General features: G+C 60.4%; 26 protein-coding genes. 9 read left to right on the forward strand and 17 right to left on the reverse strand.

The window, feature by feature from the left end:
* Positions 1 to 8: 8 nt before the first annotated feature.
* Entirely contained in the window at positions 9 to 1,793 is a 1,785-nt protein-coding gene (locus ACYSTU_RS07590) for a GMC family oxidoreductase (RefSeq protein WP_498997159.1), read from the reverse strand.
* 2 nt (positions 1,794 to 1,795) lie between these two features.
* Positions 1,796 to 2,542: a gluconate 2-dehydrogenase subunit 3 family protein gene (locus tag ACYSTU_RS07595; protein ID WP_130899515.1), complete on the reverse strand. Its 747-nt coding sequence runs from the start codon at positions 2,540 to 2,542 to the stop codon at positions 1,796 to 1,798.
* 280 nt (positions 2,543 to 2,822) lie between these two features.
* Between ACYSTU_RS07595 and ACYSTU_RS07600 the strand changes: the two genes are divergently transcribed.
* Positions 2,823 to 3,470 (forward strand): phosphatase domain-containing protein, encoded by a 648-nt coding sequence (locus ACYSTU_RS07600; RefSeq protein ID WP_498997164.1) that lies wholly within the window; start codon positions 2,823 to 2,825, stop codon positions 3,468 to 3,470.
* Between the two features lie 5 nt (positions 3,471 to 3,475).
* Here the strand turns inward: ACYSTU_RS07600 and ACYSTU_RS07605 are convergent, their stop codons facing one another.
* The 3 genes from ACYSTU_RS07605 to prlC all read right to left on the reverse strand — a co-directional run bounded on the left by ACYSTU_RS07605 (position 3,476) and on the right by prlC (position 7,952).
* On the reverse strand, positions 3,476 to 5,500 hold the full coding sequence (locus ACYSTU_RS07605) for a M3 family metallopeptidase (protein ID WP_498997167.1): 2,025 nt from the start codon (positions 5,498 to 5,500) through the stop codon (positions 3,476 to 3,478).
* A 113-nt stretch (positions 5,501 to 5,613) separates the two neighbouring features.
* Entirely contained in the window at positions 5,614 to 5,904 is a 291-nt protein-coding gene (locus ACYSTU_RS07610; RefSeq protein ID WP_016772316.1) for a YheV family putative zinc ribbon protein, read from the reverse strand.
* Entirely contained in the window at positions 5,901 to 7,952 is a 2,052-nt protein-coding gene (gene prlC, locus ACYSTU_RS07615) for an oligopeptidase A (protein ID WP_123441974.1), read from the reverse strand. The genes ACYSTU_RS07610 and prlC overlap by 4 nt, the downstream gene beginning before the upstream one ends.
* Positions 7,953 to 8,041: 89 nt before the next feature.
* Between prlC and ACYSTU_RS07620 the strand changes: the two genes are divergently transcribed.
* Both ACYSTU_RS07620 and ACYSTU_RS07625 read left to right on the forward strand, forming a co-directional pair.
* Positions 8,042 to 8,587: a gamma carbonic anhydrase family protein gene (locus ACYSTU_RS07620; protein ID WP_498997170.1), complete on the forward strand. Its 546-nt coding sequence runs from the start codon at positions 8,042 to 8,044 to the stop codon at positions 8,585 to 8,587.
* A 28-nt stretch (positions 8,588 to 8,615) separates the two neighbouring features.
* A complete protein-coding gene (locus ACYSTU_RS07625; protein ID WP_024015022.1) occupies positions 8,616 to 9,266 on the forward strand; it encodes an HAD family hydrolase in 651 nt (216 codons plus the stop codon).
* 99 nt (positions 9,267 to 9,365) lie between these two features.
* Here the strand turns inward: ACYSTU_RS07625 and ACYSTU_RS07630 are convergent, their stop codons facing one another.
* Entirely contained in the window at positions 9,366 to 10,457 is a 1,092-nt protein-coding gene (locus tag ACYSTU_RS07630; protein ID WP_498997175.1) for an aminopeptidase, read from the reverse strand.
* A gap of 58 nt (positions 10,458 to 10,515) precedes the next feature.
* Here ACYSTU_RS07630 and ACYSTU_RS07635 point away from each other — a divergent pair, with 58 nt between their 5' ends.
* Complete coding sequence (locus tag ACYSTU_RS07635; protein WP_016772311.1) at positions 10,516 to 10,938, forward strand: PA0061/PA0062 family lipoprotein; 423 nt, start codon at positions 10,516 to 10,518, stop codon at positions 10,936 to 10,938.
* A gap of 39 nt (positions 10,939 to 10,977) precedes the next feature.
* The gene (locus ACYSTU_RS07640; RefSeq protein WP_498997178.1) at positions 10,978 to 11,397 is read left to right on the forward strand and encodes a PA0061/PA0062 family lipoprotein; all 420 of its coding nucleotides are present in this window, start codon (positions 10,978 to 10,980) and stop codon (positions 11,395 to 11,397) included.
* A 7-nt stretch (positions 11,398 to 11,404) separates the two neighbouring features.
* Here ACYSTU_RS07640 and ACYSTU_RS07645 read toward each other — a convergent pair whose 3' ends face one another.
* Together ACYSTU_RS07645 and ACYSTU_RS07650 are read right to left on the reverse strand one after the other, a co-directional pair.
* Entirely contained in the window at positions 11,405 to 11,644 is a 240-nt protein-coding gene (locus ACYSTU_RS07645; protein ID WP_125927293.1) for a DUF1161 domain-containing protein, read from the reverse strand.
* A gap of 241 nt (positions 11,645 to 11,885) precedes the next feature.
* On the reverse strand, positions 11,886 to 12,317 hold the full coding sequence (locus tag ACYSTU_RS07650) for an OsmC family protein (protein WP_016772308.1): 432 nt from the start codon (positions 12,315 to 12,317) through the stop codon (positions 11,886 to 11,888).
* Between the two features lie 240 nt (positions 12,318 to 12,557).
* Here ACYSTU_RS07650 and ACYSTU_RS07655 point away from each other — a divergent pair, with 240 nt between their 5' ends.
* Entirely contained in the window at positions 12,558 to 13,559 is a 1,002-nt protein-coding gene (locus tag ACYSTU_RS07655) for an LLM class flavin-dependent oxidoreductase (protein ID WP_498997180.1), read from the forward strand.
* 172 nt (positions 13,560 to 13,731) lie between these two features.
* Here ACYSTU_RS07655 and ACYSTU_RS07660 read toward each other — a convergent pair whose 3' ends face one another.
* Together ACYSTU_RS07660 and ACYSTU_RS07665 are read right to left on the reverse strand one after the other, a co-directional pair.
* Positions 13,732 to 13,956: a DUF1161 domain-containing protein gene (locus ACYSTU_RS07660; protein ID WP_016772306.1), complete on the reverse strand. Its 225-nt coding sequence runs from the start codon at positions 13,954 to 13,956 to the stop codon at positions 13,732 to 13,734.
* Between the two features lie 129 nt (positions 13,957 to 14,085).
* On the reverse strand, positions 14,086 to 14,301 hold the full coding sequence (locus tag ACYSTU_RS07665; protein WP_016772305.1) for a dodecin: 216 nt from the start codon (positions 14,299 to 14,301) through the stop codon (positions 14,086 to 14,088).
* A gap of 166 nt (positions 14,302 to 14,467) precedes the next feature.
* Between ACYSTU_RS07665 and ACYSTU_RS07670 the strand changes: the two genes are divergently transcribed.
* Entirely contained in the window at positions 14,468 to 14,794 is a 327-nt protein-coding gene (locus ACYSTU_RS07670) for an ElaB/YgaM/YqjD family protein (RefSeq protein ID WP_039757078.1), read from the forward strand.
* Here ACYSTU_RS07670 and ACYSTU_RS07675 read toward each other — a convergent pair.
* A complete protein-coding gene (locus tag ACYSTU_RS07675; RefSeq protein ID WP_123441955.1) occupies positions 14,767 to 15,684 on the reverse strand; it encodes a LysR family transcriptional regulator in 918 nt (305 codons plus the stop codon). The two genes, ACYSTU_RS07670 and ACYSTU_RS07675, sit on opposite strands and share 28 nt — an antisense overlap.
* 113 nt (positions 15,685 to 15,797) lie before the next feature.
* Here ACYSTU_RS07675 and trpB point away from each other — a divergent pair, with 113 nt between their 5' ends.
* Both trpB and trpA read left to right on the forward strand, forming a co-directional pair.
* Positions 15,798 to 17,030 carry a tryptophan synthase subunit beta gene (gene trpB, locus ACYSTU_RS07680; RefSeq protein ID WP_016772302.1) on the forward strand — a complete coding sequence of 411 codons (1,233 nt, stop codon included), beginning with the start codon at positions 15,798 to 15,800 and terminating at the stop codon, positions 17,028 to 17,030.
* Positions 17,030 to 17,839: a tryptophan synthase subunit alpha gene (gene trpA, locus ACYSTU_RS07685; protein ID WP_024015029.1), complete on the forward strand. Its 810-nt coding sequence runs from the start codon at positions 17,030 to 17,032 to the stop codon at positions 17,837 to 17,839. The genes trpB and trpA overlap by 1 nt, the downstream gene beginning before the upstream one ends.
* Positions 17,840 to 17,897: 58 nt before the next feature.
* Here the strand turns inward: trpA and ACYSTU_RS07690 are convergent, their stop codons facing one another.
* The 6 genes from ACYSTU_RS07690 to scpC form a co-directional block, all read right to left on the reverse strand.
* Positions 17,898 to 19,859: a DUF7844 domain-containing protein gene (locus tag ACYSTU_RS07690; RefSeq protein WP_136493279.1), complete on the reverse strand. Its 1,962-nt coding sequence runs from the start codon at positions 19,857 to 19,859 to the stop codon at positions 17,898 to 17,900.
* The gene (locus ACYSTU_RS07695) at positions 19,856 to 20,176 is read right to left on the reverse strand and encodes a DUF2388 domain-containing protein (RefSeq protein WP_016770769.1); all 321 of its coding nucleotides are present in this window, start codon (positions 20,174 to 20,176) and stop codon (positions 19,856 to 19,858) included. Before ACYSTU_RS07695 ends, ACYSTU_RS07690 begins: the two co-directional genes overlap by 4 nt.
* A 27-nt stretch (positions 20,177 to 20,203) precedes the next feature.
* Positions 20,204 to 20,521 carry a DUF2388 domain-containing protein gene (locus ACYSTU_RS07700; RefSeq protein WP_024015031.1) on the reverse strand — a complete coding sequence of 106 codons (318 nt, stop codon included), beginning with the start codon at positions 20,519 to 20,521 and terminating at the stop codon, positions 20,204 to 20,206.
* A 108-nt stretch (positions 20,522 to 20,629) separates the two neighbouring features.
* Positions 20,630 to 20,947 (reverse strand): DUF2388 domain-containing protein, encoded by a 318-nt coding sequence (locus ACYSTU_RS07705; protein ID WP_016772298.1) that lies wholly within the window; start codon positions 20,945 to 20,947, stop codon positions 20,630 to 20,632.
* A 334-nt stretch (positions 20,948 to 21,281) separates the two neighbouring features.
* Entirely contained in the window at positions 21,282 to 21,497 is a 216-nt protein-coding gene (locus tag ACYSTU_RS07710) for a DUF1127 domain-containing protein (protein ID WP_007911656.1), read from the reverse strand.
* Positions 21,498 to 21,818: 321 nt separating this feature from the next.
* Complete coding sequence (scpC, locus tag ACYSTU_RS07715) at positions 21,819 to 23,312, reverse strand: succinyl-CoA:acetate CoA-transferase ScpC (protein ID WP_071173986.1); 1,494 nt, start codon at positions 23,310 to 23,312, stop codon at positions 21,819 to 21,821.
* Between the last annotated feature and the right edge of the window lie 40 nt (positions 23,313 to 23,352).

Raw genomic sequence — 23,352 nt, forward strand, 5'->3', positions numbered from 1 at the left:
ATCGCTCCTTAAGCCTGCACCAGCGGGCCGGGGTTTTTCAGGTACTGCTCGCGGATTGCTTTTGCCGACCAGTAGGTCAGCGCCGCCACCAGCCCGGTCGGGTTGTAGCCCAGGCCCTGCGGGAACGCCGAGGCGCCCGGGACGAACACGTTGTGCACGTCCCAGCTCTGCAAATAGCGGTTCAGCGCGCTGGTCTTCGGATCGGTGCCCATGATCGCGCCACCGTTGAGGTGGGTGGTCTGGTACGAGGCGGTGTTGAAGTGGTCGCCGACCTGCTTGCCGATCACCGCAATGGCTTTCGGGCCCATGGCTTGGGCGATCTTGCCCATTTTCTCGACCATGAAGCGGTTCATCTTGATGTCGTTTTCCTGCCAGTCGAAGGTCATGCGCAGCAGCGGCAGGCCGTAGGCATCGCGGTACACCGGATCGAGATCGAGGTAGTTGCCACGGTAGGATTGATGCGCGCCGTGGGCGTCCATCGACACCTGGTGGGTGTAGTAATCGGCAGTGGCGCGTTTCCACGCGCTGCCCCAAGCCGGCGTGCCCGGCGGGTTGGAAGTACCGGCAATCGGTCGACTGCCAGCCTGGTTGACCCACATCGGCGAGCCACCGACAAAGCCGTGCGGGCCGTGATCGAAGTTATCGGCGTTGAAATCGTCCACCGCCACGCCGTTGCCGCCAGCGCCGATGAAGTTGTTGGTGTGGGTGTCCTTGTCGAAGAAGGCCTTGATGGTCGCCATATTCTGGTAGGCGAAGTTACGCCCGACCACGCCTTCGCCGCTGATCGCGTCGTAGGGTTTGCCGATCCCGGAGAGCAGCATCAGACGCACGTTGTGCAGCTGGAACGCGCCGAGGATCACCAGGTCCGCCGGCTGCTCGATCTCGCGGCCCTGGCCGTCAATGTAGGTGACGCCGGTGGCTTTCGACTTACTGCTGTCGAGATTGACCCGCAGCACATGGGAGTTGGGCCGCAGTTCGAAATTCGGCAGGGGCTTGAGCGCCGGCAGAATGTTCACGTTCGGCGAGGCCTTGGAATACATGTAGCAGACGTAGCCGCTGCAGAATCCGCAAAAGTTGCACGGCCCCATTTGTGCGCCGTAGGGATTGGTGTACGGCCCAGAGGTATTTGCCGAAGGCAGGTTGTAGGGTTTGTAACCGACTTCTGTAGCCGCTTTGCCGAACAGCTGAGCGGATACGGTGTTCTTCTGCGCTTCAAGCGGGAACGGGTTGGAACGGTCCGGCGCGTAGGGGTTGCCGCCCTTGCCCTGACCGACCAATTGGCCTTTCACGGTCCAGGCCTGGCCGGAGGTGCCGAAGACTTTTTCCGCGAAGTCGAAAAACGGTTCCAGCTCTTCATAGCTGACGCCGAAATCCTGAATGGTCATGTCTTTGGGGATGAAGCTTTTGCCGTAGCGTTCTTCGTAGTGGCTGCGCATGCGCAACTCGATCGGGTCGACACGAAAGTGCACGCCCGACCAATGCAGTCCGGCGCCACCGACGCCATTCCCCGGCAGGAACGCGCCCAACTGGCGGTTGGGCAGGGCGATGTCGTTGACGCTGTGGCGAATGGTCACCGTCTCTTTGGAGATGTCCTGAAAGAGCTTTTTCCGCACGCTGTAGGTGAGTTCGTCGATCACCTGCGGATAGTTGCCGTCGGGGTAGGTGTCCTGCATCGGCCCGCGCTCCAGCGCCAGCACGTTGAGACCCGCCTCGGTGAGTTCCTTGGCCATGATGGCCCCGGTCCAGCCGAAACCGACGATGACTGCATCAACCTTCTTCATTACCGTTGCCATGCTTACGCCCTCTCGCCGCGAATCGACACTGCCGGGAAGGGGTATTGCTCATTGCGTTCCACCCAATCCATGAAATCGGCGCGGGCGCCGGGGAAACCGATCATGGTCCAGCCGACCATGCCTTTATTGCCACCGTGGATCGGGTCGCAGAAGAAACCTTCCTTGGTGTTTTGCAGCAGCAGATTGAAGAAAATCTTCGCCGGCACCGCATCGAACTGCGGCTTGCCGGCTTCGAGTTGCTTGAGCAAATCGTCTCGGGTAGCGCTGTCTTGCTCGGCAAATGTTTTACCGCTGAGACCTTTTACCCACTGATCCGTGGCGGCGATGCCGAGGCGATAGATGTCTTTGGGTACCAGTTTGCTCTGCCAGCCCATCTCCGGCGCAGCGTCGGCATTGAATGGGCCTTGCATGTACCACAGGGCACCGGCGGCGTACGGCGTGTTCATCTGGCGGTCGATGTATTCCGGCACGCCGGCTTCAAGCGCGCCCGGGCCCTGCGCATCGTTGGGGATCAACTGGGCGACGGCAGCGTTGATGAACGCCCATTCTTCGGCGGTGAAAAAGCTCGGCTGATACTCACCGGCGCCAGCCGCGGCCGGTTTTGCTGCGGCAGGCGCCGGTGTGCTTTCAGGTGCGGCTTGCAGCACGCTGCTGCCCAGGCCGGTACCGGCAAGTGTGACCACCGGAATCAGGGTCAGGGATTTGCGCAAGAACTCACGCCGCGGGTTGTCTCGATCTTGATCAGACATGGGGGGCACCTCATCAGGCATAGAAGTCAGCCGCTTCTGCGAGCAGCTCGAGGAATTTTGCGTCGCGATGACGAGGGTCTGTCCCGAAAAAGGGCGCCACGTCTGCAACATCATGTGACAAATGGTAGCAGGCTAAGCATCAAGAAAAACCGTTTGCACGGAAAAAAGCCCGGCGAAGCGACGATTCACGTTTCTTTGACGACCGGCTCACGGCGCGTTGACCGCTCAAAAGCGAAGCTGCAATTCCTTCAATGAAGATTGCCGAAACGGTCAGCCCAGCATGTCTCGAGTGCGCTTTTTCCCCGCGTTATGTTTTTCGCTTGTTGCTCTGTTGCATGGCATTGCCGCCCGGGCGGCCGACGCCACGCCATCTCGCCCGGCCGAGTGGGCACAGCCGGTTGAGGCGCAGTTCAACCTGTTCCGCATGTCACCGACGCTGTATCGCAGCGCCTTGCCCAGCCTCAGCGCGGTGCCGCTATTGAACGATCTGCATGTCGTCACCGTAATCAATTTCCTGCCTGATGCTGATAGCGACTGGCTCTCCGCGCCGGGCATCAAGCAAGTGCAACTGCCGTATCGCACCAATCACGTCGACGACAGCGATGTGCTCAAGGCTCTGCGCGCGATTCAGTCCGCCGAAGCCGACGGCCCGGTGCTCATGCACTGCAAGCACGGTTCTGACCGCACCGGACTGATGGCGGCGATGTACCGCGTGGTGGTGCAGGGCTGGAGCAAAGAGCAGGCGCTCAAGGAAATGACCGAGGGCGGTTTTGGTGACAGTCAGCATTTCCACGACAGCGTGCGTTACGTGATGCAGGCCGATGTCGATCGGTTGCACGAAGCCTTGATCAATGGCGAATGCAGCACCAGTGCATTCGCCATGTGTTCGATGAAGAGCTGGTTCGACTCGGCGCACGTCCAGCGTTGATCAGCTCAATCGGCTGGTGCAGGAAACAGCGCGCTGTCGATCGGTTTACCCAAGAACGCTTGCAGCGCGGCGGGGAGTGACTGTCTGTCTCCCGACAGCAGGTGCTTGCGCAGATCCCGGCCCGTCTGTTCATTGAACAGACCTTCACGTTCGAAGCGTTTGAATGCCTCGCTCGCCAGCACACCCGACCATTTGTAGGCGTAAAGCGAAGCCTCGTAACCGGTGACCAGATAATCGCAGCTGTTGGCGAAGCGGCAGTAGGCTGGAATATGCAGGCCCGGGAATGCGCTTTGCACATCCGCCATCACTTGTTGAACAGTGCGACCGTCGCCGTGACTGCAATGCAGTTCGAAGTCGAACAGCGCGCTCAGCAGCAGCATCGCCGTCTCTCGGCTGCGCTGGATGTCGGTGGTGGAAAACGCGGCGTCGGCCTGCGTTTGCGACAGGCGCTCACCGCTCTGATGATGCGTACCCAGCCAGCGCAGGAATTGCCCGGATAGCGCCCATTTCTCGAACAGCTGCCCGACAAACTCGGCAGCGTCGCGGCTCAGATGCGAAATGCCGGACAGGTTGTAGTGCGGCGAACGTGTCAGCACGTGATGCAGGCAATGGCCGAATTCGTGTAGCAGCACGCGCAGATCCTGATGTGCCAGCAGATTCAGCCCGTCGGCGGCGGCCGTGTAATTGCATTGAAGCGAGGCTATCGGCAGTGATGGCCGGCCTTCCGCATTGATCCGTCGGTTGCGCAGTACACCTGTCCAGGCGTAGTCGGCGCCAGCGGCGCGGTGGAACGGGTCGATGTAGATGAAGCCGACCGCTTGCTCATGCTCGCTGACTTCGAACAGGCGCACGTTTTCGTTGAAAGTCTCCAGGCGAATATTTTCGCTGATCCTGATGCCGAACATGTGCTCACTGAAGCGGCACAGGCTCTGCAGTATGGCGTCCAGCGGAAAAAACAGGCGCAGGTCCTGCTCCTCGCCGCCCAACTGCTTCAAGCGCAATTGCTCGGCGAGGAAGTCGTGATCCCACGCTTCTATCTGATCAATACCATACTGGCGTGCAGAGGCTTGCAGGTCATCGGTTTCGCGCGCAAGCGCCGCTGCATTGAGAGCGATCTGCTGCTGCAGAAAACGGCGGACCTGGTCAGTATCCACGGCCATGCGATCGAGCAGTCGCAGCTGAGCGAAGTTGTCGAAACCCAACAGCCGGGCTTTGGCATGACGCGCCGCCAGCAGCTTGTGCAGCACCGGTCCGTTGTCGAAGCGGCCGGCGTATGGCCCCTGATCCGAAGCGCGGGTGCACCAGGCTTTGAAACACTCTTCACGTAAACCGCGGTGCCGCGCCCGCTTCATGACCTGATCGTAAGTGTTCTGATCGAGTGTCAGCCGCCACCCGGGCAGGCCGGCCTTGTTGGCATTGGCGGCCAGATGCGCCTGCGTTTCGGCCGGCAGTCCTGCCAACAGCGCTGCATCGTCGATGTCCTTGCTCCATGCAGCGTTGACCGACCTGAGATTGCTCATGAAGCGCTTTTCCAGCAGATCGATTTCGCCGTTCAATCGCGTCAGATCCTTGCGCTGCGCACTCGACAATTCGCTGCCGGCCAGGTGAAACCTGCGCAGGATTTTCGCCAGCGAGGCTTTGCGTGCATCACTGAAGCTGGCGGCTATGGAGCTCTGTGCCAATCGTTGATAAACCTGGAGCAACTGTCGATTGCCGGCCTTCGCAGCCTTGTAATGCTGCGCAGCGTGGGTGCTGAGCGCTTCCTGCGCCAACCACTCGGGATCATCGGCATGCCTGACCGAGAGGAATTCGATAATCGCCATGGTTTCATTCAGGCGTGCATCGGCTTCATCAATGGCAATGACCACGTCGTCCCAGTTGGGATGATCAACCTGAGTGGCGATGACGTTTTCGATGATCAGCAGGTTGTCGGCAACGATGCGCTCGACTGCCGGCAGCAGATGTTCGGCGCGTATCGCCGACCAGGGCGGCAACTGCCATTGTTGCAGGAGGGGGTTGGTGTCAGGCATGGCGTCTTCCGTGAGAGAGGGCTGGATTGACCAGCCTAATCACGAAGCGCGGGGGCGAGGTGGTAGATAGTTACCGCCACCTGACGACGATCATCGGCAGGTGGCGGTAGTTGTCACTGTTGCTCGTCGGGCTTTTTCTTCAACTTGGGGTTGGGGAAGAACTGCACGGCCTGGACCTTTTTGTCGGCGGCAGGCTTCAGCGCACTGGTATTGACCCGCGTGCCCAGTTCTTTGGGCACCGACAGGCCCTGCTCGTTGAGGGTGTCGGAGTAGCCGCAAGCCACGCATTCGCGGTGCGGCACGCCGTCTTCGTTCCACATCATCAACTTGTCCGGCTCGCTGCACGCCGGGCAGACCGCCCCGGCGATAAAGCGCTTCTTGGTGATCACAGGGCCGTCGCTCATGCTGCCGCGTCCTCACTCAGGCCGCTGTGGCGCAGCAGCGCATCGATCGACGGCTCACGGCCACGGAAGTCGACGAACAGCACCATCGGTGCCTGCGAGCCGCCGCGCGCCAGAATCGCCTCGCGGAATGCACGACCGGTTTCAGCGTTAAGCACGCCGTCTTCCTCGAATTTCGAAAAGGCATCGGCGGAGAGCACTTCAGCCCACTTGTAGCTGTAGTAACCCGCCGCGTAACCACCAGCGAAGATGTGCGCAAAGCTGTTGGGGAAGCGGTTGTAAGCCGGTGGACGCATCACCGACACTTCGTCACGCACGCCCTCGAGCACTTGCGCCACGCTGCGGCCATCGCCATGGGTGGCATGCAGTTCGAAGTCGAACAGCGAAAACTCCAGCTGACGCACCATCATCAGCCCGGACTGGAAGTTCTTCGCCGCGAGCATTTTTTCCAGCAGGTCCTGCGGCAGTGGCTCGCCAGTCTCGTAGTGGCCGGAAATCAGCGCCAGGCCTTCCGGCTCCCAGCACCAGTTTTCCATGAACTGGCTCGGCAGCTCGACCGCGTCCCAGGCCACGCCGTTGATGCCGGATACGCCAGCGTGTTCGACGCGGGTCAGCAGGTGATGCAGGCCGTGGCCGAACTCGTGGAACAGGGTGGTCACTTCATCGTGGGTCAGCAGCGCAGGCTTGCCGCTGTCGGCCGGGGTGAAGTTGCACACCAGATTGGCCACCGGGCTTTGCAGCACTCCGTCGACGGTGCGACGACGGTCGCGGGCGCCATCCATCCACGCGCCGCCACGCTTGTTGGCGCGGGCATACAGGTCGAAGAAGAAGCGGCCGACGTGCTGGCCGTTTTCCTTGATCTCGAACAGGCGGACGTCCGGATGCCAGGTGTCGAAGCCTTTCTGCTCGGCGATCTCGATGCCGTACAAACGCTGGACGATGGCGAACAGGCCGCTCAGGACTTTGTCGATCGGGAAGTAGGCTCGCAGGGTTTCCTGGGCGACGCTGTAACGCTGCTCGCGAAGTTTTTCACCGTAGAAACCGCTGTCCCAGCTTTGCAGATCGGCGCAGCCCTGTTCGGCAGCGTAAGCGCGCAGCTGTTGCAGATCCTGCGCGGCGAACGGCTTGCTGCGTTGGGCCAGATCGCGCAGGAAGCTCAGCACCTGATCGCTGGATTCGGCCATTTTCGTCGCCAGACTCAGTTCGGCGAAACTGGCGAAACCCAGCAGTCGGGCCAGTTCCTGACGCAGGGCGAGGATCTCTTCCATCACCGGACCGTTGTCGTTCTGGCCAGCATTCGGGCCTTGATCCGAGGCACGGGTGCAGTAGGCGGCGTAGACTTCTTCGCGCAGCGCACGGTCTTGCGCGTAGGTCATCACCGCGTAATAGCTGGGGAATTCCAGGGTGATCAGCCAGCCGTCGAGGCCTTTGGCCTGGGCTGCGGCAGCCATCTGCGCCTTGGCCGAATCGGTCAGGCCGGCAAGGGCGGCTTCGTCGGTAATGTGCTTGGTCCACGCCTGCGTGGCATCGAGCAACTGGTTGGAGAAGCGGCTTCCGAGCTCGGACAGTTTGCTCTGCACTTCGGCGTAACGTTTCTGCTCGGCTTCCGGCAGATCGATACCCGACAGACGGAAATCGCGCAGGGCGTGTTCCAGAATGGTTTTTTGCGCGACGTCGAAACTGGCAGCTTCCGGACTGTTGGCCAACGCTTCATACGCCTGGAACAGTTCGCGGTTCTGGCCCATTTCGGTGGAGTAGGCGCTCAGGGCCGGCAGGCACGACTCGTAGGCTTCGCGCAATTCGGCGCTGTTGCACACGGCGTTAAGATGGCTGACCGGGCTCCACGCCGCACCGAGACGATCATTGAGTTCGTCCATCGCCAGCACCAGACCGGCCCAGGTCGGGTTCTTGCCCTGGGTCTTGAGGATTTCGGCGATGGCGGCGCGGTTGTCCGCGAGGATGGTTTCGATGGCGGGCAGGACGTGTTCGGCACGGATCGTGGAGAACGGCGGCAGGTCGTAGGACTGCAAAAGAGGGTTGTTCACGCTCACGGTTGGCACCTTGGCTGGAAGAAACATGCGCCCATCTTAATTACAATCGACACTCACCGCAGCTATCGGCGACAGAGAGAGAACTAATCGTGTCCCTTCGCAAATACCAGAATCACACCCCCCGCCTGAGCAACGGCGCATTCGTCGACGGTTCGGCGGTGGTGATCGGCGACGTCGAAATTGGCGCAGACAGCTCGGTCTGGCCGCTGACGGTGATCCGTGGCGACATGCACCGCATCCGCATCGGTGCGCGCACCAGCGTGCAGGATGGCTGCGTGCTGCACATCACCCACGCCGGCCCGTTCAACCCGGACGGTTTTCCATTGCTGATCGGCGATGACGTGACCATCGCCCACAAGGTCATGCTGCACGGCTGCACCGTTGGCAGCCGCGTGTTGATCGGCATGGGCAGCATCGTCATGGACGGTGCCGTGGTCGAGGACGACGTGATCATCGGCGCCGGCAGCCTGGTGCCGCCGGGCAAGCGCCTGCAGAGCGGCTTCCTGTATGTCGGCAGCCCGGTCAAGCAAGTGCGCCCGCTGACCAATAAGGAAAACGCCTTCTTTACGTACAGCGCGGCGAACTACGTCAAGCTCAAGGACCTGCATCTGGCCGAAGGCTACGACCAGCTCTGAATCGCCTTACACCTGCTCGGGAATTTCCATGCATTACCAGACTGTACTGTTCGACCTCGATGGCACCCTGACCGACCCGCGTGAGGGCATCACCCGCTCAATTCAATTTGCCTTGGCCAATCTCGGCATCGACGAACCGGATCTGAGCAAACTGGAACACTTCATCGGCCCGCCGCTGCTGCAAGCGTTCATGCAGTTCTACGACTTCGACGAGGCCAAGGCCTGGGAAGCGGTGAATTTCTATCGCGAGCGCTTCAAGGTCACCGGGCTCTACGAGAATCGGGTGTTCGACGGGGTCACGCCGTTGCTGGAAACCTTGAGCGGGCAGGGGCGGCAGTTGTACATCGCCACCTCCAAACCGTGGGTGTTCGCCCGCGAGATCGCCCGGCACTTCGACTTCGCCCGCCACTTCAAAGTGATCTACGGCAGCGAACTGGATGGCACGCGGACCAACAAGGTTGAGCTGATTGCGCACTTGCTTGAGGAAGAACGCCTGGACCCCGCGCAGACCCTGATGATCGGCGATCGCAAGCACGACCTGATCGGCGCGCGCAGCAATGGCCTGGATGCGGCGGCGGTGGGCTATGGGTTCGGCAGTTTTGAAGAACTGAATGCCGAGGCGCCGGCTTATCACTTTGAAACCTTGGACGAGTTGCATCAGGCGTTTTTGCAGCGCTGAGCAGATGGTTATCGCCGGCAAGCCAGCTCCCACAGGATAGCGATTCTTCAGGCTCACCGCTGTCCCTGTGGGAGCTGGCTTGCCAGCGATGAGGCCCGTTCAGCCGCTGGAGGACTCAGGAACTGCCAAGGCCCTCAAAGCCGCCTTACGCTCATCAACCGGCAACCGTCCCAACCGCTCGACCTCGGCATAAAACCTCAACCAATCCTCACCCACCTGCCTGAACACCGCCGCAAACGCCGGCACCCACTGGTCATACAGCCCGAACGGCAACAACCGCGCGTTGTTCAGTGGCGCATTGACCCAGGCGTCATAGCGCTTGTCCCCAGCCCACTGACTGTCGCGCATGACCCGATACTCCCGGCGCAAGCGCTCGAATTCAGCTGCTTTGCGCTCACGCATCTGCTCAACCGACAGCGGCTGCGCATACAGCGTCTCCAGCCGTGAGCGCGTGTCGAGTACCAGACCGATGAACTGGTCACGCTGCTTGAGCCTCGCATCCGACTCCGCCGGCAGCCCGCGGAACGCGCGCCATTGCCGCGTGCCTTCCTGCTCGACGAAGGTGGCGAAAGACTCGTTGAATTCAGTGTCGTCCTTCACATAGAACTTCTGGTGCGCCAGTTCATGAAAGATCAACGTGGCCAGCCGTTCGTCGCCCCAGCCCATCATCGAATTGAGAATCGGGTCATTGAACCAGCCGAGCGTCGAGTACGCCTCGACCCCGCCGATCGACACGTCCATGCCCTGCAAGCGCTGAAGCGCCGCGTCGCCACGGGCGGCGCTCTGGCTGTAGTAGCCGCGATAGGCCACGCAGCCGGCAATCGGGAAGCAGTGATTCTGCGGCGTCAGGGAAAACTCTGCGGTGGCGAACACATTCCACACCACGAACGGGCGACCGATGTCGGCGTACAGACGATAGCTCTGGTTGTCCGGCAAGTGCAGATGCTCGCTGGCGAACGTGCGGGCCTTTTGTGATTGAGCCAGATGCGCGCGCAATCTGGCATCGCGGCTGGGGTCGGCAATGACTTTTTCGACCGGCTCCCGTGCGCGCAGTAATTGCAGTTGGCCGCTGGCCAACTGGCTGTAATAGCTGACGCTGGTGCAACCGTTGAGCAACAAAAACAACACACCCGGAAACAAAATCGGAAAAACGCGATCAAGTAACCCAAGGCTGGAAAACGGCCTGATCAAAATAAGAAATTCCCCGGAAAGTCTGCCCCAAGACTATCCCGCCTCAAGGAGCACCGCTATGCGCATGTTGATGCTGACAGGAGGCCTGCTGACGCTGGCCGGTTGTGCCGGATTCGGAATGCCCGACCCCGACCCTTCGCAAGCCTGGATCGATCTTGACGCTCGCCAACACGACACGGCGCTGCAAGCCGTACAAGTCGATGCCACACAGGCTGTCGACAAACGTTATTTCGAAGTGCAGCCCGGCAGCCATGAGCTGAAGGTGCGCTACCAATTCCCGGTCGAAGCCACCAACATCGGCCCGACCGCCGAACCGCTGTGGCGCGATTGCCAGTTGAGCGTGAAATTCAAGGACTTTAACGCCGGCCAGCGCTATCAGCTGCAGGCGGGCAGCATCGGCTTCCGGCCTTGGGCCAAGCTTTATGACGAACAGCGCAAGGTTGTCGGCCAGGGCACACCGGCGGGCTGTCAGAGCAGTTGATCGGCGCTATGCTGCAAATCCCGTCAAAGGATATCGATCATGCGCAAGTTGACGACATTGCTGGCCGCCAGTGTGCTTGCCGGTTGTCAGAGCCCGTTGCCGGCGGCCGATCCAGACAAAGCCTGGGTCGACTTCGCCATGCCTACCCCCGGCGGCAAAGTGCTGATGGCCGAGCGCCTGGATAAACAGCGCTTGCGCGACGGACGCTTTTTTCAGGTGACGTCCGGTAGTCATGAGCTCACCGTGCGCTTTGACTTCGAAGTATTCGGGGGTGGTCAGGGCATGGATACCGATCCGCAAGAGCGGCTGTGTTACATGACCGTGCCCTATGAACACTTCGAGGCCGGGCAGCGTTACCGCCTTGAGGCCCGATCGCTGGCCTTCACGCCAAGTGCACGCTTGATCAATCGTCAGGGGCAGATCGTTGCCAACGAGCGGCAGATCAATTGCGTGCCGTAAAAGGCAATCAGCTATCGTTTCTCTGATAGATGATCCGCTTGGTGCCATTCTCGCAAGTACCGACGATCATGGCCGAGTCGTGCTGCTTCGCCTCTTCTGCCGTGATGATTTCAAGGGTGTACGTTGGGATCGCCTTCGCCTGGATCTTGATCTCGATCTCCTTTCTAAGCTCCTCACATTTTTTGGGGGCTGCGATAGCGGACGTGGCCAGTGCACTGCAAAGGATCGCCAAGCCAATACGTTTCATCGATGAAGCTCCTTGAGGCAGCGCGCACGGGTGTGCGCTGAAGCTGCTGTCGATTATTCGACCACAATTCTGCAGAGCGGGTTCTGACTTTGCTCACACCTTGTATTAATTGCCGGCTGCTGAGCAGGTTTCGAGACTGCCTTCGCGAGCAAGCTCGCTCCCACACTGGATCTGCGACGTGCACAAATCCCCTATGGGAGCGAGCCCTGCTCGCGAAGGCGTCAGCCCGGCAAACGCCGAATCAGCTGACCAGCGAAGCCTCAAGCGTGATCTTCGCATTCAGCACCTTGGAAACCGGGCACCCTTCCTTGGCCTTGTTGCTCAGCTCTTCAAACTGCTGCTGAGTTGCGCCCGGGATTTTCGCCTTGAGAATCAGCTTCACCGCAGTGATCGCGAAGCCGCCGTCAACCTGATCGAGGGTGACCTCGGCGTTGGTGTCGATGCTGTCTGCCTTCAGGCCGGCATCGCCGAGAATCATCGAAAACGCCATGGAGAAGCACCCGGCGTGGGCCGCGCCGATCAATTCTTCCGGGTTGGTGCCTTTGCCGCCTTCAAAGCGCGCCTTGAAGCCGTACGGCGCTTCGCGCAGTACGCCGGTTTCGGTGGAGATCGAGCCGAGACCGGTTTTCAGATCGCCTTCCCAATGCGCCGATGCCTTTTTCACGATAGCCATGTCTGCCTCCTCAAATATGGCGCGGAACGCCGCGCCGTCGCGGTTTTTACTAGCAAGGCTTCTGAGGATAGACGGCGGAACAAAGTTCAGCCTGGCTGAATCGTTGACTTTTTTAGTAGGAAATTTTGTCGCTGCTATTGAATCTCGGGTATATGCCCTCATTCCATAAAACACGCTTATGGATTTGGCAGGTTTTCGTTCGCAAGAAAAACCTGCCTCCCCACCCGGAGATGCAGGTTCATGAAAAAACTGTCCGATGTTAAATTTTCCACCCTCGATCTGGTGCCGGTGCGCGAAAACGGCAGCGCGGGGCAATCGCTGCGCAACTCGCTGGACCTGGCGCAGCATGCCGAGAAATTCGGCTACACGCGCTTCTGGGTCGCCGAACACCACAACATGGACGGCATCGCCAGTTCGGCCACTTCGGTGTTGCTCGGCTATCTGGCCGGAGGCACGTCGACGATCCGCGTCGGTTCCGGCGGGGTGATGCTGCCCAACCATGCGCCGCTGGTGATTGCCGAGCAGTTCGGCACCCTCGAGAGCCTGTACCCGGGACGCATCGACTTGGGTCTGGGCCGCGCGCCCGGCTCTGACCAGATGACCGCCCGCGCCTTGCGCCGTGAGCGCTCGGGCAGCGCTGACGACTTCCCTGAAGACGTTGCCGAACTGATGCGCTACCTCGGCCCGCGCACCCCGGAGCAACGCGTGATCGCCATGCCCGGCACCGGCACCAACGTGCCGATCTGGCTGCTCGGCTCAAGTCTGTTCAGTGCGCAATTGGCGGGTGAGCGCGGCTTGCCTTACGCCTTCGCCTCGCACTTCGCGCCGCGCTTCATGCACGAGGCGATCCGCATCTACCGCAATCACTTCAAACCGTCGGCGGTGCTCGACAAGCCGTACGTGATGCTCGGCGTGCCGCAGGTGGCAGCGGATACCGATGAGCAAGCCGATTACCTGGCGACGTCGGTGTACCAGCGCATTCTTGCGTTGATGCGTGGCCAGAGCCTGGTGCAGCGTCCGCCGGTGAAAACCATGGACGGTCTGTGGCTGCCCCATGAACGTGAGGCGGTGGGCGATTTCCTCGGCCTCGCCATGGTCGGCGGCCCGCAGAAGATCCGCGCCAAGCTTGAGGTGTTGATCGAGCAGACCCAGGCGGACGAGCTGATTTTCACCTCGGACCTGTACGAGCATGCCGATCGCGTGCATTCCTACGAGCTGCTGGCGCAGGTGATGAAGGGCTAAGATTCACCACACATACCTTGTGGGAGCGAGCTTGCTCGCGAAGACGGAGTGTCAGGCACTCGATATGTCGACTGACCCACCGGTTTCGCGAGCAAGCTCGCTCCCACATCGGGCACATGGAGCCCACAAAAAAGCCGACGCATCCACGTCGGCTTTTGTATTTCAGGCGCAATCAACCGCGTTTGTAGACGATTTCCTTGCTGCCGCCTTCGCAACTGCCGACGACGTCGCCATCAGCCGCAGCACCTTTGTCGACAACCTCCAGCGAATAACCGGAAACGCCTTTGGCGTCGAGCTTCGCGGCGATTTCGCTTTTCAGCTCTTCACATGGCTTGCCGGCTGCAAACGCACCACCCGCAAGGCTCAACAAACCTACTGCCAACATGAACTTCTTCATCGGTCGCACTCCCTGGTCGGATTGAAAGAGGCGGGCATCGAGTCATCCACCCGATGCGCTCACCTTGTAGCGCTTTGCCATTCCCTATGGCACTCGGCCAGCGCGCAAGTTCAGAAGACTAGCTCAAACTCAGCTGGCGGCAATCTTGAAGCCGACTTTCAGCGTGACCTGAAAGTGCGCTACCTGGCCGTTTTCGATGTGGCCACGGGTTTCGGTCACTTCAAACCATTCCAGATTGCGCAGGGTCTTGTTCGCCTCGGCCAATGCATTGTTGATGGCGTCTTCGATGCTGGTAGTGGACGAGCCGACCAGCTCGACTTTCTTGTAGGTGTGATGGTCACTCATGGCGTTCTCCTTGGGTTGGAATGGCGTGTGAAATTGAGCCTAGCAGGCAATTGCACTGATGATTTCGGCGCCGCTGCGCTGCCGAAGTTCAGAATTTCTGCACTTTCTCGACATGCTGAAGTCCCAACCAACACACGCCACTCATCACCAATGCAGGAGAGCCACCATGGCCAACACCTCTTTACGTAAAGCCTCGTTGCAAAGCATGGAAGCCGAGATCGAGAGTCTGCTCAAATCGTTGGAAAGCTTGAAAGACGATGCTTCGGACGAGTCGCGCAAGACCCTCAAGGCGCTGAAAAGCAACGCCGAAAGTGCGCTGAAACATTCCCGTCATCTGCTCAGCGACGCGTACGAAGAAGTCAAAGTGAAAACCCGCGAGACCGGCATTGCCACTCGTGACTACGCGCAGGAACACCCATGGACCACAGCCGGCGTGGCTGTCGGTGCAATCGGTCTGCTCGCCGCCTACTTTTTGTTCAAGCGCGGTGAGTGATCAGTCTGGCGCAGCTCGTTTTTGAGCCATTGCGCCAGTTGCCGGGCGCGTCCGTCTGCGGCGCGCTTGGGTAGCCACAACGCCAGTTGCGCCGGGGTTTCGCAAAAGCCCCACGGCGCAACCAGGCGACCCGCCTTCAGATCTTCGGTTACCAGCGGCTCCGGCGCGATTGCCACGCCGAGACCTGCAACAGCCGCCTCCAGCAAATAATACAAATGCTCAAAACCTTGCCCGAGCTTCAACGCCTTGGGATTGAGGTGGTTTTGCTGCGCCCAGCTGGGCCAGGCTTGTGGGCGAGAGGTGGTGTGCAGCAAGGGCTCATCAAAAAGATCTGCGGCCACAGCGGTGTGCAGCTTCTGATAACCGCTATACAACGGGCTCATTACGGGGCCGATGCGTTCCGCCGCCAGTTCATAGACCTGCATATCGGCCGGCCACGGTGGTTCGGCGAACAGCAACAACGCATCAAGGCCCGGGCGCCGGGGATCGAGATCGCCTTCACCGGCCGACAGGTGCAAGCGCAGATCAGGCAAATCGGCATTCAGCCGCCCCAGACGCGGAATAAACCAGCGCGCCAGCAGGCTCCCGGAACAACCCAGCACGAACGGCGCATCCGCTGTGCTTTGCGTAAGTTCGGCGCAAACACTGCGCAACCGATCAAACGCCTCAGCGCTGGCATCGCGCAGACGCGCTCCGGCATCTGTGAGTTTCAAGCCGCGTCCGTCCTTGACGAACAGGCTCACCCCTAGATGTTCTTCAAGCACCTTGAGCTGGCGGCTGACCGCACCGTGGGTGACGTGCAGCTGTTCGGCAGCCTGACTCACACTGTTCAGACGGGCGGTGGCCTCGAAGGCGCGCAAGGCATTCAGCGGGGGAAGGTCATGGCTCATGGTATCTGTGAGTTTTCCTGACAGGTTGTGGCGATCTTATCGGTTTTCAGCCTGGAAAGTCAGGGGTAGAGTGATCGTCATTGTCTTCTGACCGAATTCACCTGGAGCGACCCATGACCCAGACTTCGAACACCTCTGATCTGCGTAACGGCCCTGACGCCAACGGCCTGTTCGGTGCGTTCGGTGGCCGTTATGTAGCGGAAACCCTGATGCCATTGATCCTCGACCTGGCCCGCGAATACGAAGCGGCCAAGGAAGATCCGGCATTCAAGGAAGAGTTGGCCTACTTCCAGCGTGATTACGTCGGACGTCCGAGCCCGCTGTATTTCGCCGAACGCCTGACCGAGTTCTGCGGCGGCGCGAAGATCTACCTCAAGCGCGAAGAGCTGAACCACACCGGCGCGCACAAGATCAACAACTGCATCGGCCAGATCCTGCTGGCGCGGCGCATGGGCAAGAAGCGCATCATCGCCGAGACCGGCGCCGGCATGCACGGCGTGGCCACGGCCACCGTTGCTGCGCGGTTCGGTCTGGACTGCGTGATCTACATGGGCACCACCGACATCGAACGTCAGCAGGCCAACGTCTTCCGCATGAAGCTGCTCGGCGCTGAAGTCATTCCGGTCGTGGCTGGCACCGGCACCCTCAAAGACGCGATGAACGAAGCCCTGCGTGACTGGGTGACCAACGTCGACAACACCTTTTACCTGATCGGCACCGTGGCCGGCCCGCACCCTTATCCAGCAATGGTTCGCGACTTCCAGGCCGTCATCGGCAAGGAAACCCGCGATCAACTGCAAGCTCAGGAAGGTCGTCTGCCGGACAGCCTGGTGGCGTGCATCGGTGGCGGTTCCAACGCCATGGGCCTGTTCCACCCGTTCCTCGATGACAAGAGCGTGGAGATCATCGGCGTCGAAGCCGCCGGTTACGGCATCGAAACCGGCAAGCACGCGGCCAGCCTGAACGGCGGGGTGCCGGGCGTGCTGCACGGTAACCGCACCTTCCTGTTGCAGGACGACGATGGCCAGATCATCGACGCCCACTCGATTTCCGCTGGCCTCGATTACCCAGGCATCGGCCCTGAACACGCCTGGTTGCACGACATCGGCCGCGTCCAGTACACCTCGGTAACCGACGACGAAGCCCTTGAAGCGTTCCACAAATGCTGCCGTCTGGAAGGGATCATTCCTGCCCTGGAAAGCGCCCACGCCCTGGCCGAAGTGTTCAAACGCGCACCGAAGCTGCCGAAGGATCACCTGATGGTGGTCAACCTCTCGGGCCGTGGCGACAAGGACATGCAAACCGTGATGCACCATATGCAACAGTCGCAGCAGGAGAAACACTGATGAGCCGCCTGCAAACCCGCTTTGCCGACCTCAAGCAACAGAACCGCGCGGCGCTGGTGACCTTTGTCACTGCCGGTGATCCTGACTACGACACTTCGCTGGCGATCCTCAAAGGCCTGCCTGCCGCAGGTGCCGATGTGATCGAGCTGGGCATGCCGTTCACCGATCCGATGGCCGATGGCCCGGCAATCCAGTTGGCCAACATTCGCGCCCTGGGCGCCAAACAGAATCTGGCGAAAACCCTGCAAATGGTTCGCGAATTCCGTGAAGGCAACAGCGACACGCCGCTGGTGTTGATGGGTTACTTCAATCCGATCCACAAATTCGGCGTCGAGCGTTTCATCGCCGAAGCCAAAGAGGCTGGCGTTGACGGCCTGATCGTGGTCGACATGCCACCAGAGCACAACGAAGAGCTGTGCGACCCGGCGCAGGCTGCTGGCCTGGACTTCATCCGCCTGACCACGCCGACCACCGACGACGCACGTCTGCCGCGTGTGCTCAACGGCAGTTCCGGTTTTGTCTACTACGTGTCGGTCGCGGGTGTCACCGGCGCAGGTGCAGCGACTCTGGAACATGTGGAAGAGGCGGTTGCACGTCTGCGTCGGCATACCGACCTGCCGATCAGCATCGGTTTCGGTATCCGTACACCGGAGCAGGCCGCGGCCATCGCGCGTCTGGCTGACGGTGTGGTGGTGGGCTCGGCGTTGATCGATCACATCGCCAGTGCCGATACGCCTGAACAGGCCATCGATGGCGTGTTGAGCCTGTGTTCGGCGCTGTCCCAAGGCGTGCGCAAGGCTCGCGTCTAAGACCGCAGGGGAAAACAAAAAGGCTTCAGAACAGGCGTTCTGAAGCCTTTTTTTGTGCTCAGGGTAATTGCAGTCCGCCCGAAGCTTTGTGCAGTTTGCGCAAATGCTCGCCAATCTGCTTGACGTTGGCCTCGCTGGCGGCAATCTCGGCGGCGCGCTTGGGTTCGAGCAGCTTGCGCACTTCAGTATCGAGGTCGCCGGATAGCGCCAGCAGCTTCTTCTGCCGCTGGCTGCTTTCCGCTTCCAGTCGGCCGAACTCGCTCGGCTGGGGCAGTCCGTAACCCTTGGAGTCGAGCAGTTCCGCCGGGCGGCTGAGGAAGCCACTGTTGGCGAGGATCTGCTGTAAGGTCGCGTTGGCCTTGTCCATGCCGCCGTTTTCCAGCTCGCGGGCGCCGAGGTAGCGTTGCTTGACCTCATCCTGCGCCAGTAACAACTGCCGGCGGAAACTGGCTTGCTCGAGCAGCAACAGCGCCGCGCTGGTGCGCAGGTCGGCGCGGTCGAACCATTCGCGGCGTTGTTCAGCGCTGAGTGACAGCCAGTCTTCGACAGTGGTCTGCTTGATCGGCAGCTGCTTCTTCAATACATCGAACATCGCTTGATAGCGATCGCGGAACGAGTCGAAGCGGTAACCCAGACGCAGCGCTTCTTTCGGATTGTCGAGCACACTGGTGTCGGCCAGACCACGGCCCTTGAGCACTTCCAGCAAACCATTGGGCATGATGCTGTCGAGTCCGACCAGTTGGCTGTTATTGCTGCCGCTGCGCAACAGTTTCAAGCCTTCCACCGCGCAGTTGTTGGACAGGAAGAAGTAGTTGCCGTCGTAACTCCAGTGCATCTCGGCAGCATGTTCGACCACGCCTTCGATTTCCTCGCGAGACAGGTTCAGCGGCACTGAAGCGAGGCTGCGCAGCTCGGTCTTGGTGTATTCGTCGATCACCTGTGCCAGCGGCAACACGAACAGCCGCGACGGGTATTTGCCGACCAGTCCGTCCCAGCTCGACAGCTGCACATCGCCAACGAAAGCGCGATAGGACAGCACCAAGTGCTGATCGAGGTCGAGGCGGCAATCCGGGCCACGCGGGCGACCGGGGGCGCAGATCACCAGGCGCAGCATGCTGTGACCCCAGCGGCTGACCCAGTTCTGATTGGCCTCGGCCAGCAGGTAATCGACCGCGTAGACCCGTTCCGGATCGACTTGCCCCAGAGGCTGCTTGGCGAAGTCATTGCCCGCATTGAGAAAGGCGAAGCTCTTGCTGCAGGTGTCCTGCGCTGGCGGCGCCCAGCCGAAATGTTCCTTGTAATAGCGATACAGCGCCGGGCGGCGGCAGGCGTAGCTCGGGTCGAGGAGGAAGTACTCCATGTTGACCGCGACGAATTCCTTGGGACTGGAGATCTCGTAAAGATCCGGACTGCGGGCGATCTGGCGGTTGTGTTGTTCACGCTCGCCACGGCGGCCGACGTACTGCTGCCACCCGGCCAGGTCAAGCAGGCGCGGGTCGTCGCTGATGGTGAAGCGGCGACCGTTCTGCCCGCGACACTCATCGGGAATGCCGATCAGCCCGGCGCTGTTGAAGCGTCGGGTGCAGCGTTGGATCAACGTGCGCTCGGCGCTCGGCCATAAACGCGCGCGATCATAAATGTGGGTAATTTCGTGCAGCACCGTGGCCAGCAGTTCCTCGCGCACAGTGCCGTGGGGGCGATTGGTTTTCTCTTTCGCCGCGCTGCCATCGGTGAGGCTGGCGAGCAGCTTGCGGTTCAGATCGAGCTCGGAAACCAGCGTCGCCTGCCCGTAAGCGTTGGCAGGCATGTCGTCGGTCCAGCCGACGTCGATGCGCCGATCCAGCCGCTCAATGAAGCTCGGCGGCAGTTTCGCCATCGCCTCATCGATCAGCGCCTGACTGGCCTGTTGTTGAGCCGGGCTCAGACCCTCGGTCTTGAGCCGCAATTGCAGGCCGGCGTGGGCGCTGTTGCCAAGCAGCAACAACGCCCCGGCCAGCAGCCAGGCGCCAACGGACTTCACAGTGCGAGAATGGCTTCGGCGAGTACCTGATCACTGGCGTCGCGCGCTTCCGGCACGCGATTGCGCAAGGTGTTGAGGGCGGCTTCGAGGTGCGCGCCACGGATGTCGCCGTTGCTGGCGACGAAACTGGCGGCGTCGTCGTGGGCTTCGCGGATGATTTTCGAATCGCGAATCGATGTGGTGGTATCGGAAGTGAAATCGATGCTGCGCTGGGAGGCACGAACGATGATGTTACTGGTGGCTACCAGGGTGTGCGCCTGGGCCACATCGGCCAACACAAACAGGCCAAGGGCGGCAGCAATCAGCGGGCTACGCATGGAACGACTCCGGAAGGACAAGGATAACTATTGGACGAGAATTGCCTCTGCCAGTTCAAGGTCGCTGGCATGAAGTTTCGGCCGGGTTTTGCGCAGGTAATGCAGCGCGGATTCCAGCCGTGCGCCTCGCCATTCACCGTCACTGGCAACAAAGGCGGCCGCATCATCATGGGCGGCGAGCAGCAGTTTACGGTCGAACGGCGCAGAAGACACCATGCTGGTCGCGTAACCGCTGACCACCGTGCCTTGGGTCGACGCATTGAAAGCATCGAAGGCATTGGCAGACATCGCCCAGCAGGCGCTGAACAAGGCAGAAGAGATGAGCAGGTTTGGAAGAAAGCGCATGGGACTCGACAACTGTTAACGAGCCTGAAGGCTAGCGCAAATGCCCGGGCCAGAGCCAGCGTTGAAACATCGGGACACGGCTGGCGTGTCCCGCAATACCGCAAACGATCAGAGGGTCAGAATGGCCTGAGCCAATTGGGCATCGGTGGCATTGAGTTGTGGCGCCTGATGGCGGATGTGATCGAGCGCGCTTTCCAGCTTCACTCCACGGATATCGCCTTCGCTGGCCACGAAGCTGGCGGCATCGTCGCGGGCGGCGAGGACGATCTTGTCGTCACGGAACGAGGAGGTCACATCGGAAGTGGCGTCGGAAGTGGCTTTCAGCGCGCCGACGATCGAGTCGGTGGTCACGATGAAACTGGTAGCACTGGCGTTGGCAGCCACGGCCAGCAGGGCGGCGGCACTGAGCAGGCGAAGACGGGTCATGATGGAACTCCTTTGGATAAACCGTAGTGAGAGGTGGCTCGGTATCTGAGGAGTCAGACGCCTGTTGCGCAACGTTCGCCACGTTCTGCATGGATATTAGGCTGCCAGATGCGGTTCGCCCAGTGGTGGCCAGTGATACTTCAAAGGTTCTGGATAACTGTACCGGTATTATTTGAGTATTCCGCAAATTGTACCTGTGTTCGTTTATATATGCGTTTTAGAGCATTCAAGGCCCCTGAAACGACAAAACCCGTCGTGGTTTCCCACGACGGGTTCTGCTTGTGCAATTCGGGTTGCTGGCGGTGGGTCTGACGACCAGAGCCAGCGACGCTGCTTAGCGCCAGAACGGCTTGCTCAGCTCTTCGTAGCGTTGTGCTTCGCTGATACCGGCATCGGCCAGCAGACGCGAATCCAGACGGGCCAATTGGTGGCGGCTGGAGATGCGGCGCTGCCACAACATCAGGTTGGCGATAACGCGCAAAGGCAGGGAAGCCTGGGTGTTTACAGCTTTGTCTTCGAAGAACAGTTCGGAACTGAGTGTACGTTCCATGGTTGACATCCTTCCGCTTGTGGCGGGATCAGGTAGTGGTTTGACTGGTGCCCATGATCCTCTCGTTTGGATAGTCTCTGTAGATACAGTTCATTTGTATTGTGAGTGAGCAGTTAACTGTTTATGGATGGTGTACGGGTCGAAATTGGGCAAACTGTACCTGTCCGCACTTGATTGGTGCATTTTCGCTGGAATTAAGCGATTGAGTAGGACTTTGCTGTAGGAAAGCACCGGTACAGCAGTACAGTTTTCGACGATTCTGTTACTGGCGGAGGTCCATCGACGCAAAACTGTGTTTGCGTCGATGGATATCTGTGAGAATCACACCGCCAGCATGCGCCCGGTTTCTTCCAGGTTCATATGCCAGCTCAGCGCTTCGCGCAGAATATGCGGGGTGTGACCGCCGATTGCACAGGCAGCGCTGAAGTAATCATTCAGTGCCTGGCGAAAGTCCGGATGCACGCAGTTGTCGATGATCACTCGTGCACGCTCCCGTGGCGCCAGGCCACGCAGGTCGGCGAGGCCGACTTCGGTCACCAGGATGTCGACGTCATGCTCGGTATGGTCGACATGGCTGACCATCGGCACCACGCTGGAAATCGCGCCACCCTTGGCGATCGACTTGGTCACGAATACCGCCAGATGCGCATTGCGCGCGAAGTCGCCGGAGCCGCCGATGCCGTTCATCATCCGCGTGCCGCAGACATGGGTGGAGTTGACGTTGCCGTAGATATCGAACTCCAGCGCGGTGTTGATGCCGATGATGCCCAGACGGCGCACCACTTCCGGGTGATTGGAGATCTCCTGCGGCCGCAGAATCAGTTTGTCCTTGTACTTCTCCAGGTTGCCGAACACGTCGCTGTTGCGCCGCTCGGACAGGGTGATCGAACTGCCCGAGGCGAAGCTCAGCTTGCCGGCATCGATCAGGTCGAAAGTCGAATCCTGGAGCACTTCCGAGTACATGGTGAGGTCTTCGAACGGCGAGTCGATCAAGCCGCACATCACCGCGTTGGCGATGTTGCCAATTCCGGCTTGCAGCGGGCCGAGCTTGTTGGTCATGCGGCCGGCCGCAACTTCCTGCTTGAAGAACGTGATCAGGTGTTCGGCGATAGCGTTGGTATCAACGTCCGGTACCGACACTGTGGACGGCGAGTCCGACTGCTGAGTGATGACAATCGCGACGATCTTCTCCGGCGGAATCGGAATTGCCGTGCTGCCGATGCGATCGTCGACTTTCACCAGCGGGATTGGCGTGCGCGTCGGGCGGTACGTCGGGATATAGATGTCGTGCAGGCCTTCGAGGTTGGCGTTGTGGGCCAGGTTGATCTCGACGATCACTTGTTTGGCGAAGATCGCGAAGCTGGCCGAGTTGCCCACCGAAGTGGTCGGCACGATATGGCCTTGTTCGGTGATGGCGACTGCCTCGATGACGGCAATGTCCGGCAGCTTCAACTGTTGGTTGCGCAGTTGCTCTACGGTTTCCGAGAGATGCTGGTCGATGAACATCACTTCGCCGGCGTTGATTGCCTTGCGCAACGTGCTGTCGACCTGAAACGGCATGCGCCGCGACAGCACGCCGGCCTCGGTCAGTTGCTTGTCGAGGTCGTTACCCAGACTGGCGCCGGTCATCAGGCTGATCTTCAGCGGCGTGACCTTGGCGCGCTCGGCCAGTGCGTGGGGAACGGCCTTGGCTTCGCCGGCGCGGGTGAAACCGCTCATGCCGACGGTCATGCCGTCCTCAATCAGAGCAGCGGCGTCGGCAGCGCTCATCACTTTGTCCAACAACGAAGGCAGGCGAATACGGTCACGGTACATGGATTATTATCTCGGGCAACGAGTAGCAGGATGCGCAGTC

Source organism: Pseudomonas glycinis, assembly GCF_054871425.1.